General features: G+C 47.7%; 11 protein-coding genes. 6 read left to right on the forward strand and 5 right to left on the reverse strand.

Going from position 1 to position 14,489, the window contains the following annotated elements; all coding sequences use genetic code 11:
• Positions 1–242: 242 nt before the first annotated feature.
• Together QUB64_RS11300 and QUB64_RS11305 are read left to right on the forward strand one after the other, a co-directional pair.
• Positions 243–605 (forward strand): hypothetical protein, encoded by a 363-nt coding sequence (locus QUB64_RS11300; protein WP_333273171.1) that lies wholly within the window; start codon positions 243–245, stop codon positions 603–605.
• Between the two features lie 328 nt (positions 606–933).
• Positions 934–1,956, forward strand: a complete 1,023-nt coding sequence (locus tag QUB64_RS11305) for a tetratricopeptide repeat protein (RefSeq protein ID WP_333273167.1) — start codon at positions 934–936, stop codon at positions 1,954–1,956.
• Positions 1,957–2,488: 532 nt separating this feature from the next.
• On the opposite strand, the gene QUB64_RS11310 is transcribed toward QUB64_RS11305, so the two are convergent.
• The 4 genes from QUB64_RS11310 to QUB64_RS11325 form a co-directional block, all read right to left on the reverse strand.
• Positions 2,489–3,235, reverse strand: a complete 747-nt coding sequence (locus QUB64_RS11310) for a hypothetical protein (RefSeq protein ID WP_333273165.1) — start codon at positions 3,233–3,235, stop codon at positions 2,489–2,491.
• Positions 3,236–3,794: 559 nt separating this feature from the next.
• Entirely contained in the window at positions 3,795–4,517 is a 723-nt protein-coding gene (locus QUB64_RS11315; RefSeq protein ID WP_333273162.1) for a pyridoxine 5'-phosphate synthase, read from the reverse strand.
• 250 nt (positions 4,518–4,767) lie between these two features.
• Entirely contained in the window at positions 4,768–5,547 is a 780-nt protein-coding gene (locus tag QUB64_RS11320; RefSeq protein WP_333273159.1) for a nucleotidyltransferase domain-containing protein, read from the reverse strand.
• 163 nt (positions 5,548–5,710) lie between these two features.
• A complete protein-coding gene (locus QUB64_RS11325) occupies positions 5,711–6,859 on the reverse strand; it encodes a calcium-binding protein (RefSeq protein WP_333273157.1) in 1,149 nt (382 codons plus the stop codon).
• A 654-nt stretch (positions 6,860–7,513) separates the two neighbouring features.
• Here QUB64_RS11325 and QUB64_RS11330 point away from each other — a divergent pair.
• The 4 genes from QUB64_RS11330 to QUB64_RS11345 all read left to right on the forward strand — a co-directional run bounded on the left by QUB64_RS11330 (position 7,514) and on the right by QUB64_RS11345 (position 11,519).
• Positions 7,514–8,374 (forward strand): Tab2/Atab2 family RNA-binding protein, encoded by an 861-nt coding sequence (locus tag QUB64_RS11330; RefSeq protein ID WP_333273153.1) that lies wholly within the window; start codon positions 7,514–7,516, stop codon positions 8,372–8,374.
• Between the two features lie 287 nt (positions 8,375–8,661).
• Positions 8,662–9,957, forward strand: a complete 1,296-nt coding sequence (locus tag QUB64_RS11335) for a TldD/PmbA family protein (RefSeq protein ID WP_333273149.1) — start codon at positions 8,662–8,664, stop codon at positions 9,955–9,957.
• Between the two features lie 307 nt (positions 9,958–10,264).
• Entirely contained in the window at positions 10,265–11,221 is a 957-nt protein-coding gene (locus QUB64_RS11340) for a GDSL-type esterase/lipase family protein (protein WP_333273147.1), read from the forward strand.
• Positions 11,202–11,519 (forward strand): hypothetical protein, encoded by a 318-nt coding sequence (locus QUB64_RS11345; RefSeq protein ID WP_333273143.1) that lies wholly within the window; start codon positions 11,202–11,204, stop codon positions 11,517–11,519. The genes QUB64_RS11340 and QUB64_RS11345 overlap by 20 nt, the downstream gene beginning before the upstream one ends.
• Positions 11,520–11,549: 30 nt before the next feature.
• Here QUB64_RS11345 and QUB64_RS11350 read toward each other — a convergent pair.
• On the reverse strand, positions 11,550–14,489 hold a 2,940-nt coding region (locus QUB64_RS11350; RefSeq protein WP_333394060.1), incomplete at its 5' end, for a calcium-binding protein.

The raw sequence follows: 14,489 nt of genomic DNA on the forward strand, positions 1-14,489 counted from the left end.
GCGAGTACAAATACTCAATTTGCTGCTCAGACAAACTGTTGTGGGAATTGGTTCATCCATTTATGACAAAAAAAATAAATTTTAGTATCTGCCTTTAGATACATTTTTAATCTTTCTTTAGGTATACTTTGTTAAAAGGAGTTGCGGTAGAGCCTGCGTCAGCTACCCTAGAGCAGAGCCTGGTAGCAGTCACTGTTTTTACTCCGATTAGTGCTTTAAAAACATAACAGCCAGTGCCAAGCATGAATCATTTAGAACTCGAACAAGAAATTGGAAAGATGGCTAGAGCGATGATGACTCGCAATAGCTTAATTGGTAAAGATTTGATTGCAGATCTCAGAGGGCGGCTGTCAACGGACAGCGTAGCTGCTTTGATGATTGTCAGTATTGAGCGCTTAATTTGGTCTGACTGTGAGTCGGTGATCTGGAGTTTGAGTTATTTGATTCCTGCTGATGTGATGGAAGAAATTCGCCGGATTACGGCGCTGGTTGTTTGCAAGCGCTTGATGGGTAAGGGTTTTGTGCTGGGTCAGGATTTTAGTATTGATGCTTCAGGCAGGTTGCTGTTGAGCGAGACTGCTCAAACAGCGGTTGTGGTTGCTTGAATTGGGCAAGCAGAAGTTGGAGCTATTGGCACTACGAGATTTGCACTCTTAGTGTAACTGCAAACCGGCGTTGCGGATGCGCTAATAGTTTTGTGACTCGCGCCAGCCTGAGATTTGCAGCAGCTCCAACCAGTGATGAGTGTGGTTAGCTGAAAGAACATTTGATGAGAGGAAAATAGTTGGTTTCAACTGTCAATTGTTGAGGTTGTTAATGGCTGCTTGTACGGGCGATCGCCCTGTATCAAAATTTTCTGATTTTTAGTGCAATTACAGTTTAACTCCGGGCATTGTTCGTGTATAATCATCCCTAAGATAGATGCGAAATATTATGAACTTAATTCAAAACTTGGAAGCGGCTTGGTATTATCATCTGGGTTCGCGCCACCTCGAAGCTAACGATCATGATAGTGCTCTGGCAAACTTTAGCAGAGCTGTGAAGTTGCAATCGGATCATTATAAGGCTTGGTTCGGGCGAGGTATGGCTTTGGGGAACTTAGAACGACACTTAGAGGCGCTTTCAAGTTTTGATGAGGCTTTGGTGGTGCAGCCGGATGCGAGTTTTGGCTGGCACAACCGGGCTATTGCTTTAGGAAAGTTGGGCCGCCATTTGGAGGCTCTTAACAGTTTTGACAGGGCTCTGGAGTTCAACCCATATGCGGCGAGTATTTGGCACAACCGGGGACTGACGCTGATCGATATGGGGCTTTACCATAAGGCGGTTCTGAGTTTCGATCGCTCTTTGAGTTTGCACCCGGAGGCTCCTTGGGCTTGGTACAACCGAGGTAATGCTCTGTTGGAACTCAAGCTTTACTATCAGGCGCTCAACAGTTTCGATCGGGCGATCGAGTTTAACCCAGATGATGCGAAGGCTTGGTACAATCGCGGTCTAGCTGCGAATTCCATGGGACTTTATAAACAAGCAGTGGCTAGTTTTAGTCGATCGATCGCTCTGAAACCGGGCAGAGCAGAAGCTGTGGGCGAGCGACGAATTGCTTTGGGGAAATTAGTCGGTTTAAATCAGAAAAATGCCAAGTTCACTCCCACATTTGAGTGTATCTTTGAGGATTATTTGATTTGGTACAATCGGGGTGTGGAATTGGCGAGACAAGGTAGCTATTCAGAGGCGATCGCTTGCTACGAAACAGCATTAGAAATCAATCCTGATTTTGCTAACGCTTTTTACAATCAAGCTTGCTGTTATGCACTGTTGGGGTTTGCTGATTTGGCCCTTGACAATTTGCAGCGGGCTGTGGAGTTTATGCCTAATTTATACCGAGAGCTAGCTGTAGCTGACTCGGATTTAAGCTGCATTTGGAAACAAGAACGTTTTGCAGCACTGATCCAAGGTTGAGAAGGAAGAAGTCATCAGTCATCAGTCATTGGTCATCAGTCCTGCCGTCAGGAGTCCTGCCGTCATTAGTCCTGCCGTCAGGAGTCATTAGTCCTGCCGTCATCAGTCATCAGTCATCAGTCAGGAGTCCTGCCGTCAGGAGTCCTGCCGTCATCAGTCATCAGTCATCAGTCATCAGTCATCAGTCCTGCCGTCATCAGTCATCAGTCATCAGTCATCAGTCATCAGGAAGAAGTCCTGCCGTCGGGCCGTCATCACGAAGAAGGAAGAAGTCAAGCGTGAAGTCGGCAGAAGGAAGAAGAAGTAATTCCGGTTACGTCGATCGGAATTATACAGTGCGAGCGTCTGGGCTCGCACTGCAATCGGAAAATTACTATTCCGATGCAAATAGAAAGGATATCATCAAGGAATGTCCTAACTAACCTTCTTGGCGGTTGATTTTACGCAAAAAAAAGCTCGCGGTTCGGGCGAGCTTTTGTGGTTGGGCGAGGGAAATTTACATCGCCCTCAAAAGTGTTTTTGCTATCTGGATCTATCGCACAGCAACTCTGATGGAGGGCTTGACTGGCCTGTTGGCAACTATCAGCACCTTGTAGGTTCCTGATTCCGGGAGTTGAGCAAAAGTTTGACCTTCGCCTTGATCCAGGAGTGCTCCCGACGGAGATTCGATCGCCACATCGAGATTTTTGTTGCTAGCTGTCACCGTGATTGTCTGTCCCTGTTTCCCCTGAACTGTGAGGGGCTGGATTTGGTAGCCGGACATTTTGAGTTTGACTGTGGCTTCATTTTCCCCGAAGGCGATGGGAAGGGCGCGATCGGGCCGATAAGTCCACTTGGCGTTAAAGTCGCGTTCGAGTACGAAGCTCGTGGTTTCACCTTTCGGGGTAACTCGCACGCGGTAGATGCCCGATTCTGGTAACTGGCCGATCCACTGATTGTCGCTTTTTTCAATAACTCCCATATTCTGACCGTTGGGACTGTACAGTTCGGCTGTCAGTTTTCCCGCCCACAGAGAGAGAGTGAGTTCTCGCCCTTTGACGCCTTCAAAAATATAGGTGGTGGGTTGGCTGATGGTTGCTCGAATTTCCGAGGTTGACATTCGCTCAATGGGTTCTACCTTGGGAACTGGGGCAGAAGTAGCGGGTTTGTTAACGGTTTGTGTAATTTCCGAGGTAGCCATCCGCTCGCTCGGTGCAATTTTTGGCGCTACAGGGCTGGCAAATACTGATTTTGCCGTCATCATCACTAGCATTCCAGTCAGTAAAATTAGTTTTTTCATGTCGCACTTGGGAGGGGGGTAATGAGTTGTATATGGTTACTTGTGTTTGTCTATTTTCGCCGGAGTGAATCTGGCGATCGCGATCGGCTACAGTAGAATCGAGGACACGTAAATTTCCGGTACTTGCACAAAACCTGCTGGTAGCAGATTGGCAGTGCCGCAGCTAAGTAGTAGCCTCGGTTTGTCGAGACATTTCAATGATACTGCCTACACATAATATCATCGAGAATCTGACTAAATTTCTCAAGAATAATTAAAGCTTTTTCCGAGGATATTGCTAAAAAAATGCCCGCACCCAAAAAACGCGGTGTCTGGGCCGATCGCGATCGGCCGATCGACGAGACAACTGGCCTTCACACGGCATAGCGGACTCTACTTTTAGTGGGTGCAAGGGCGATCGGCTTGTAGGGTGCTATAAAGCCGCGCACCTTACCCTATTGGTAGCTTTAACCTTAGTCCCGATCTTGTAAGGTTTGCAGTGACCGGTGCGAGTTAGGAGCTACGATAAAAACGAGTTATGGAGTACAAAACCCGCGCGGCAATATCGGGTTTATTTATACTACAAACCCGAGAGAATTTTTAGGTAAGCTTGTACCGTGTTGGACAAGCCCATGTCTAGCGCTTCCGCAATTAAAGCATGACCGATCGAGACTTCTAGTAGATCGGGGATTGAGCAAAATTTAGCTAAGTTTTGCAAATTCAAATCATGTCCAGCATTCACTCCCAAACCGACAGATTGAGCCGCTTGAGCTGCATCGAGATACTGTTGAAAAACAGATTCTACATTGCCTTCGCGAAAAGCAGTTGCATAGGGTTCCGTGTACAGTTCTACTCGGTCTGCTCCCACTTCTTTTGCTAGGGGCATGAGAGCAGCATCTGCATCCATAAACAGGCTGACTCTGATGCCGTTATCTTTTAATTTTTCAATAATTGGTAACAGCCGATCGCGATTTTCCGGAATATTCCAACCGCTATCCGAGGTGAGCACGTCGGGAGCATCCGGCACTAAGGTACACTGAGCAGGTTTGACATCGCAAACTATATCCATAAATGGCGGCTGAAACGGATTTCCTTCGATGTTGAACTCGACGGTTAGCATTTTGGCTAAGTCGTAAACATCGGCAGCTTTGATGTGCCTTTCATCGGGGCGGGGATGAACTGTAACGCCGTGGGCTCCAGCGGCGATGACTGTTTTTGCAGCTTCGGTAACGCTGGGAATGCCGATATTTCTAGAGTTTCTGAGGAGGGCGATTCTGTTGATGTTGACGCTGAGTTTTGTCATGGGATGTTAATCTTTAAGGTTGCTGCTGCTATATTAATCGCTTTAGGGACGAAATCTTTAGCACTGTACGTTACTTCTAGGATATTCTTACACAAGATTGACAGGATCTTGCTACAATCCTAAATTTTATGCCAATTGTTAAAAATTGCATATTCCCTAGATAAACTGGTCTTACCGTGTTCGCGATTTTCGTGGCAAATTGCAGTGCCTTGTCGGTCATCTCTGGGCAGGAAACGGCAGTGCTGTTTCCCTAATTTTGAGAATTGGTATTAGAGTATAATTTAGCTTCTATCTGCGGTAATGTATCTGCGAAAAAAGCCTCGGCTGTTTGCTGTTTAGCTTTTAAATCTTCCAGATTGGCAATACAGAAAAGCGGTGCAACGCGATCGACTATTGCGGGCGGAAAATCTCGGGTGAAATATTTGAGTTTAAAGTCGTATCTGTGGGGACGGTAAATCATGCCCAAGAGTTCGACCAAGGGTAAAAGCGTCCAGTTGTGATAGTTGCCGATCGCATCTACTAAATGACCGCGATATATCTCTTTTTTGACCAGAGGTTGCAGCAAATCAAAACGAATTTTGATTTCGTTGAATCTGGCTTGCATTTGGGAAAGATGCTTGTTTGTATCCAAATGATGCGGTACAATTAGATTAGCTTTGTCAAAGGCGATCGGGACTTGTCCGTGTCTCTCGATTTCCAGAAAATCGTTGCGGCTGCTGCGCCGGAAAACGGCAAAATCAATTAGCAAGAACGGCGGAGTTTGTTTAAGCCGCCAAAAGCACTGGGATTGACCGTGCCAAGCAGGTTCTGGAACTCGATATTTGAGTTCGATTTCGGAAAATTCGGCGATGGTTTTTTCCACAATCTCAAACGTTTGTTCGACGCAGTTATCTGCAACCACAACTGCAATATCGAGGTCTGACCATTCGTCTGTGTAGCCGTGGGCTGCTGAACCTCCCTGCCACAAAGCGAGAACAAAATTTAAAGGTTGTAGGGTAGCAACAATCTTTTCGAGAATGATTTGTCTCATGGCATCAAACTAAACTCTTACTTTTGATTGTAGCGTTAATTCTGTAAAGGCAGTTTTAAACAGTTGACCTGGGACAGTTGACCTGGGACAGTTGACAATTGACCCTTCGACTTCGCTCAGGAACCGCGCAGTCGAAGGGTCAATTGTCTACTGTTTAAAAGTGCTATCCGATTTGGCTGAGAGTTGTGTCTTGAGGCCCGGCCATGAAGATTGAATTTCTGAGGTTGGCTTTTGTCGGATCGGTACTCATGATAACGCCCACAGCATCACCGCAGGAACAGAGGATAGCAGTGTCTGTGATGCCATCAAAGTTGACATCAACGGCGGCGAAAAGGATTTCATCCATGCCTAGATTGCCTTTGAGGTTGGCAATTTTAATGATGTCACCTTGGCTGGGGTTGAAGTCGAGAATGCGATCGGCTGCTGCTGCACCCGAAGTAAATGTATCACCGCGCAAGATAAATTGATCGGCGCCTTCCCCGCCAATTAAGAAATCAGCACCACTATCGCCGATCAAGATATCATTGCCCGCATTTCCAATCAGTACATCAATGCCGGCTCCGCCTCGGAGTACGTCATTTCCCGCTCCGCCTAATAGGTAGTCGTCTCCTTGATTGCCCATAATTATATCGTCGCCCTCACCCCCGTCGATCAAATCGTTGCCTTGTCCGCCCTTAAGCATATCGTCGCCGCGAGCGCCAACTATTGTATCGTTACCTGCACCGCCGTTAGCGGTATCGTTGCTCTGGGTGCCGATGATTTGATCGTTGCCACCCCAAGCACGGAGTCCTCCTAACTGCGGTGCATCTTCTGGTGTGATTTCTATGAGATTATCAGCATCATCTGCATCAAAAAAACGACTTTCTTTAGCTCCTTGAGAAGCGCGAGTAGTTATGTCGCTCACGCTTTTAAGCTTGTTGGCATCGCTAATGATATTAGCTTCTGCCAAGTCGTTTACTTTAATAGTAACGGGAATATTTTTCAGATTATCAAAGCTGAAAAATTCTGCGATTGTGGATTTTACATAATTGCCAAATTCAACATCTGGAATCTCAATTTTATCTAGGGCTAATTCCGAGTTTGCCGTACTGTTTAAGTGCTTGGCAATCTTATCTAGATCGATGTCTGCCCCTACAGCTTGACGGCTGGGTGTTATTGCCTTTAGTTCCGGGGTAAGGGTGAGGTAATTCGCACCTTTGATGTTGCTTTCCCCGGCTTTGTTGTCGATAGTTTTCCGCAGCTCGTTAGGAATCATATTCCCGATGTGCGACGCTCTGACGATTCCTGAATTGGATTCTATTTGACTTGCCATTTGGCTTGCCTCTCCTTGAAATAAACTTTCCTTGTTTAAAATAAATCAAAAATCTTTGAGATTTACTTGTGTTCCGTAATTTCGATGAGTTATGACTGTTTTAATAAGTTTTACACTTAGTCTTTTGACAAAGATGGTACAATCTGAAATATGTAAGTTTGACAGGTAGTCTTTTGACATAAATACAAAAAAATCATAGGATATAGCGCCATATTTTTGTGATTGATAATTTAAAAAATAAAGCTTTTCTTTAGATTGTAGCAAGAAGATTGTAACCGCAGAGGTCGGCAGATGAGCCCGGATGAACGCAGATTGTGTGAGTCGGTACGCTAGAAAATGTGGAGATGTTTATTTGAATTTGCTGTTGGGGATATCGCATTTATTGATGATTGTTTAAGCTGTGGGTATTAGTAATAGTTTGTTTCTCGATCGCCGAGATCCCCCGCAACTGTATCAAACAGTCCCCCGACTGATGAGGCTAGGGGAGGGTTGATGCATTTTTATAGCATTTGGTTTAAAATTTGGTGGTGGTGCGGTCGATCGGGAAACTGGGTGCAGCGGCACAGGCATTGAAAATCAGTTTTCAATCATCATTATGAGAAACCTGCCCGCTGTCGGGTAACATGAGAAAGGATTAATTTTTAACAGCGCGGCATGGCTACTATTTGGGAACTCGACTTTTACAGCCGTCCAATCCTAGACGAGCGAGAGAAAAAAAAATGGGAAGTGTTGATCTGCGAAAGCCCGCTGAATGTAGGCGACAAGGCTGAATCTCTGTTTCGCTATTCGCAATTGTGCCCCAGTACAACCGTGAATTCCCTGTGGCTGGCTGGCGCCATTAAAGATGCGATCGCCTCTGCACCGAAACCACCCGAAAAAATCCGCTTTTTCCGCCGCCAAATGGCGAACATGATTACCAAAGCCTGCGAGGAATTGGATATTCCCGCCGCCTCCAGCCGTCGCACCCTCGCCCTCAGCCTGTGGCTGGAACAACGGATGCAAGACGTTTATCCCTCAGAACCGGGCTATCAACCGGTTGTGAACCCGAGCGTTCAATTTGTACCCGAAACGCCCGTAGTGCTGCCGGATGCCTTAATCGGCGAAAAATGGGCGTTTGTGAGTTTGCCGATCGCAGCTTTTGATGAAATGTCGGAGTGGGATATCGGATTTGGCGAAGCTTTCGGACTACCGATGACAGGCTTGGGGCCAGAAACCCAAATTCCAGGATTAATCATCTACTCGTCGAGAGCAACGGCTTTGGCTGGTTGGATGTCAGGTTTAGAGTTGGCTTTTCTCAGATTTGACAGCGCCCCTATCCCCAGGTTGGTATTAGACACGGGAGCTAACGATCGCTGGATTATAGCTAATCTCAGAGACTCAGCAACTGAGAAAGAAGCCGCATCATTTGAAGCGGCGAAAAAGCAAGCAAAACAAGTACATTTTTTAGCAATTCAGTCGAATCCACAATCGGAATCTTTTGCAGGATTTTGGCTGCTGCACGAACTAACTAACTAACTAACTAATTAGTCGATCGCTTGGCAATAACTGATATAGCCTTTATCATAAAAATGAGGTACGAGCAATTGGGAATTGGGAATTGGGAATTGGGAATTGGGAATTGGGAATTGGGAATTGGGAATTGGGAATTGGGAATTGGGCATCGGGCCTAAAAGCATCGGGAATTGGTTATTGGTTATTGGTTATTATAATGAACTAATAACTAATAACTAATAACTAATAACTAATAACTACTGACTAATGACAACAGACAACAGACAACAGACAACTGACAACTGACAACAATGACCAATCACCAATCAGCAGAACAACTGCTAGAATTAGCCACCAAAGCAGGTGCCGAAGCTGCTGAGGTATTGGAATCGCAATCGCTATCGCGGCCGGTCTTTTTTGAAGCAAACCGCCTCAAACAGCTAGAAACTGCCCAAGCAGAAGGCATTGCGCTGCGGCTGTGGCGGGACGGGCGGCCGGGTTTGGCGGTGGCCTACGGGCCTGTGGAACCGCAGATTTTGGTCGATCGCGCGATCGCACTTTCACAACTCAACGAACCGGAAACCATCGAACTCGGCACCGGTGACAAAGTTGTGTATCCCGATCGCGGAGTGTCAGTCCCAGCCGAACAGTTAGTAAACTGGGGAAAAGAGGCGATCGCGATCGTCCGCGAAGCCTATCCAGAAAGCCTCTGTACCGCCGAGATCGACTGCGAAATCGAAAGCACCCGCTTGCTGAACACCAGAGGCTTGGATTCTAGCCACACCGACACCACCCTCAGCGGTTACTTGTCAGCAGAATTAGTGCGGGGCGAAGATTTCCTCAACATTTGGGATGGCGAAACCGAACGCGGCACCCTCGACTTAAACACCAGCGCCAAGCGGGTTTTGCAGCGTTTGGAATGGGCGAAAGAAAATGTAGCCCCCGCCACGGGCCGCGTGCCGGTACTGTTTACAGCCAAAGCCGCCGATTTGCTGTGGGGGACTGTTTGTGCGGCGTTGAATGGTAAACAGGTACTCGAAGGCGCTTCTCCTTGGAGCGATCGATTGGGCCAACAAGTGACATCACCCCTTGTCACTCTCTCGCAGCAGCCGGATATCGGGCCCTATAGCTGTCCTTTTGATGACGAAGGTACTCCCACTCGGGCGATCGTCTTTATCAACAGCGGAGTATTGCAGCTATTTTATACCGATCGCACCACCGGTCGAGCCTTGGGAAGCGGCACCACCGGCAACGGATTTCGCCCCGGTTTGGGCAGCTATCCAACGCCGAGCTTGTTTAATGTCTTGATTAAACCAGGTTCGCGATCGTTAATTGATTTAATCGCTCAATTAGACGACGGAATCGTCATCGATCAAATGCTCGGCGGTAGTGCCGGAATTTCCGGCGACTTTTCCATTAACGTCGATCTCGGCTACCGAGTCAAAAAAGGTCAAATAGTCGGCCGAATCAAAGACACAATGGTAGCCGGCAACGTCTACAGCGTCCTCAAACAATTGGTAGAATTAGGAGGAGACTCCGAGTGGAACGGTTCTTGCCACACACCATCTGTAATTGTAGAGGGATTGTCTGTCACCGGCAAAAACTAATGGGGGAATGGGGAATGGGGAATCGGTAATCGGTAATCGGTAATTGCTCATAAAGCTCTCTCCGGGTGCGTGAGAGCGAAAAATATTCAAATCCCAACTATGAGACTGTTTACTCTCACGCACCGCCCCAACGATTGAATAATATCCAGGCAACCGCCAACGATATGAATGTCCAATTATCTATTACCAATTATCAATTCCCCAGCACAATTGTCTGGTGCTACAAGTGGTAAAGTGCCCAGTGCGCGCTATATATAGGTTCCGCGTCCTGGACTGCACAATTTAAAATCCCAAATCAAAAATCGTTATGCGTATTTGTTTTATCGGCGATTCTTTCGTAAACGGTACGGGCGATCCCAAATATCTTGGTTGGACAGGACGAGTTTGCAGGGCCGCCAGCGGGCAAAGACAGGAGATTACCTACTATAATTTAGGAGTGCGGGGAGAAACCAGTGCCGATATAGAAACTCGGTGGTTCAGCGAAATTTCTTGCCGCTTGCCTCACTACGGCGACGGCAGAATAGTCTTTTCCTTTGGCGTCAACGATACTTACTTTGAAAACGGAAAGACTCGCGTAGCAATTGAAAAATCGATTGAAAACCTCCGCTATATTCTGAACTCTGCCAAAGAAATAGTGCCAGTTTTAATGATAGGCCCGCCGCCAGTTATTGATGTCGAGCGTACAATCAGAATAGCCTATTTATCAGAACAATTTTCCCAAGTTTGCAGCGAGTTAAACGTGCCTTATTTAGATATTTGCACCCCGTTGGAAAAATCAGAAATTTGGCTCAAAGAACTTACCGAAAATGACGGTTCCCATCCCCGCGCCGCTGGTTATACTGAACTGGCTAAAATAGTTCACAATTGGAACGCTTGGAAAGATTGGTTTAAAAACATCAATATATCAGATCTAGAGACAGTAACGCTGTTTAGAGCCGTCGGTAAAAAAGAAATGGAATTAATTAAAGAAAGCGATTTTTTGGCATTTCCGCCCCGGCTGTCTTTTCAGCCTATTTTTTATCCCGTACTGCACAAAGCCTACGCCATACAAATTGCGAGAGATTGGAATACCAAAGATGCAGCATCGGGATATTTTGGCTATGTAACCAGGTTTCGAGTTTTGGCTGAATTATTGAATAAATATCCCGTCCAAACTGTCGGCAGTTCCATTCACCAAGAGTATTGGATTCCAGCAGAAGAGTTGCCAGACTTTAATCGTAATATTGTCGGAAAAATTGAAATTTTTGCTGAATATCAACCGTAAAATTGGAGCAATTTTCACCGCAGATCTCGATCGCGAATTGCGCGCTGTGGCAAGAAACCCGGTTTCTCGGAAAAATTTGGCGTTGAGTAGGATAAATATAGGAAGAAACCGGGTTTCTGATGTCAGCGTGTCTCCAGAAGATATCGATCGCGAATTGCGCGCTGTGGCAAGAAACCCGGTTTCTCGGAAAAATTTGGCGTTGAGTAGGATAAATATAGGAAGAAACCGGGTTTCTGATGTCAGCGTGTCTCCAGAAATGTATTCTAGGATTTACGCCAAAAAAACCCGGTTTCTGTAGGGAAACGGCATTGCCGTGTCCGGCGGGTAGCTAGATGAAAGTGAAATAAGGTCGATCGAGATTCAAATCAGTCACCCCTTGTACCGTCGCAATTAGATCGTCCGACTGACCGGGCTTTTTCAGGAAAATGCTAGTCACATTCCCCGAAACCGACAGCGAATAATCAGCCTTAACACCCGAAAGGACGATCGCATCATCAGTCGAATTAAAATCACTAATTACCGCATTACCATCACCAGAGTAGTAAATCTTATCACTATCTCCCAACAAGAAACGGTCTTTACCTTCCCCGCCAGTCAAAGTATCAAACTCTCCTACTCCCGGGTTAGTAGCACGCGGATCGATACCCGAAACAGTATCATTTCCTTCGCCACCGCTGACAGCATCATTGCCGCTGCCACCGAGCAAGTAATCATTGCCCAACTGACCGAAAATGCTGTCATCTCCAGCATCACCGCCGAGAGTATCATCACCCTTACCACCAAAGATTAGATCGTTACCGTCGCCTCCGCTGACAACATCAAAACCTTTATTGCCGTACAGCGAATCATTGCCAGCACCACCTAAAATGCCATCATTACCTTTACCGCCGTAAAGAATATCATCGCCATTTCCACCATCGATAAAGTCATTACCAGCATTGCCTAATAACGAATCATTGCCGTCATCGCCACCGATGTTGTCGTTGCCATCTAAGCCGAAAAGTGTATCATTTCCAGCTAAACCATTCAGTGCATCAGCTTGGGAACCGCCGTAATACAAATCGTTTAGCGGGCCGCCGTTGAAAGTGGTATCAACGGTAGTATTCGGACTCGGAATTGGAATGGTGGGCGTTAAAATTCGGGGGCCGCGAGGTGTTGGGGTAGGTGTGGGTGTGGGTGTAGTTGTGCGTGTGGGTGGAGGTAGAGGAGGAGCAAACTTAGAGAGAATAGAATTGCCCGACAAACCTGCCACATTTTCGACAAATCCGCTACCAGGAAGATTGGTAGTTGCAGAATTGAAGAAATTGAGAATTTCGAGGTCATCTGCGGCGTTGATTTTACCGTCTTTGTTGATGTCTACTAGCAAGCTAGTACCGCTGCGGCCGACTCCAACTGTACCGGGAGTGAGAGATAAGGCTGCGGTAACGCCCGTGAGCAGTAGGTTGTCAGTACCGCTACCTGCTTGAATCTTGCTGCCGGCGGATTTTGTGGGTTCGAGGATAAAGGTGTCGTTGCCGCCGCCACCTGTGAGGATGTCTGGGCCGCCGTTGCCGATGAGGGTTTCGTTGCTGCTGCTGCCGGTGATGGTATCGGCGAAAGCAGTACCGATGATGACTTCGATACCGTTGAGAGTATCAGTACCTTCGGCGATCGCCACACCAGTCACAAGATTGATATTAACAGGACTGGGGAGAGTAGCATAAGACACAGTATCGATACCGGCACCGCCGACAATACTGTCATTGCCCAAACCGCCGTCAAGGGAATCATCGCCATCGCCACCGTCGAGAGTATCATTGTCTTCTCCGCCGAACAGAGAGTCATTGCCGGCACCGCCGAAGAGACTGTCATTCCCTTCACCGCCGTCGAGAGTATCGTTGCCGTCTCCGCCATTGAGAATGTCATTGCCCTTATAGGCCCAGAGACTGTCGTCACCGGCACCACCAAGCAAAGTATCGTTACCTTTGCCGCCGTCTAGAGTGTCGTTACCTTCACCGCCGTCGAGATAGTCGTTGCCGATTCCCGTACCGAGAGTTACCTCACCGTCTGCCTCACTAATCGTAATGAGTTCGTCGCCGTTCAACAAGTCATCGCCAGCATTTCCGAACAGCGAGTCATTGCCTTGATTGCCCTCGATTTGATCGTCGCCGGCCAATCCGTCAATGCTGTCATCGCCAGTGCCGCCGGGAAGGAAATCAGGGCCGGGAGTCGCCTTGAGGGGGAAACTCTTGAGAATGTTGGCCCCTGAGAGGTTGCCAACTTGTTCGATAAAACCATCTCCTTCTTCGAGATTTGGTTGGGCGAAGAAGTCGAGAATCAACAAGTCGTCAGTCGCGTTAAAAATCCCGTCCTTGTTGAGGTCAATTTGCAAGTCTGTATCGAACTCGCCGCCGCGCGTGACGCCGGCTGTACCGGCCGCCAAGCCGATCGCCAGCGTGAGACCATTGAGAGTTAGACTATCAGTGCCGTTATCGTCTGCAATGATGCTGCCCCCTGCGGAAGTAGCATTTAACACGTAGAAGTCATCGCCGATGCCGCCTTCTAGACTGTCGGCACCACCGCCACCTTCTAGGGTATCGTTACCGTCATCTCCGTAGAGTTCATCATTGCCGAGGCCGCCAGAAAGGCTGTCATTGTCAAAGCCTCCGCTGAGTTCGTCGTTGCCCTCACCGCCATCTACGGTATCGTTGCCATCACCGCCATCGGCGATATCGTTGCCGGCACCGCCAGAAATCGAGTCATTACCATCTTCGCCAAAGAGTGTGTCATCTCCGCTATCTCCTGTGATGGTTTCGGCACCATTTCCGCCGTAAACTTCATCGTTGCCGTCGCCGCCTGAGAGCAAGTCGTTGCCATCACCGCCATCTAAGTAGTCGTCTCCGTTATCTCCTGTAATGCTGTCGGCACCATTTCCGCCGGAAACTTCATCATCGCCGTCACCGCCCGCGAGCAAGTTGCTACCAAATTCATCCTCTAGGATGTCGTTTCCTGCACCGCCAAATAGGCTGTCGTTTCCTTCACCGCCATCTAAGTAGTCATCTCCGGCATTGCCTAATAGCGAGTCATTGCCTTCGTAGCCGAAGATGTCATCCTTACCTGCAAGGCCGTCGATGGTGTCATTTCCTGCGCTGCCTTCGATCAGATTCGGACTTGTTGTCGGAGTCGGACTGGTTGTCGGAGTCGGACTGGTTGTCGGAGTCGGACTTGTTGTCGGAGTCGGACTTGTTGTCGGAGTTGGACTTGTTGTCGGAGTTGGACTTGTTGTCGG

This window comes from Microcoleus sp. Aus8_D2 (assembly GCF_036702665.1).
Lineage (GTDB): Bacteria > Cyanobacteriota > Cyanobacteriia > Cyanobacteriales > Microcoleaceae > Microcoleus.

Coding starts and splice junctions, on each gene's coding strand:
- QUB64_RS11305 (WP_333273167.1), top strand. CDS start 934: ATGAACTTAATTCAAAACTTGGAAGCGGCTTGGTATTATCATCTGGGT.
- QUB64_RS11335 (WP_333273149.1), top strand. CDS start 8,662: ATGACCAATCACCAATCAGCAGAACAACTGCTAGAATTAGCCACCAAA.
- QUB64_RS11330 (WP_333273153.1), top strand. CDS start 7,514: ATGGCTACTATTTGGGAACTCGACTTTTACAGCCGTCCAATCCTAGAC.
- QUB64_RS11320 (WP_333273159.1), bottom strand. CDS start 5,547: ATGAGACAAATCATTCTCGAAAAGATTGTTGCTACCCTACAACCTTTA.
- QUB64_RS11340 (WP_333273147.1), top strand. CDS start 10,265: ATGCGTATTTGTTTTATCGGCGATTCTTTCGTAAACGGTACGGGCGAT.
- QUB64_RS11300 (WP_333273171.1), top strand. CDS start 243: ATGAATCATTTAGAACTCGAACAAGAAATTGGAAAGATGGCTAGAGCG.
- QUB64_RS11315 (WP_333273162.1), bottom strand. CDS start 4,517: ATGACAAAACTCAGCGTCAACATCAACAGAATCGCCCTCCTCAGAAAC.
- QUB64_RS11325 (WP_333273157.1), bottom strand. CDS start 6,859: ATGGCAAGTCAAATAGAATCCAATTCAGGAATCGTCAGAGCGTCGCAC.
- QUB64_RS11310 (WP_333273165.1), bottom strand. CDS start 3,235: ATGAAAAAACTAATTTTACTGACTGGAATGCTAGTGATGATGACGGCA.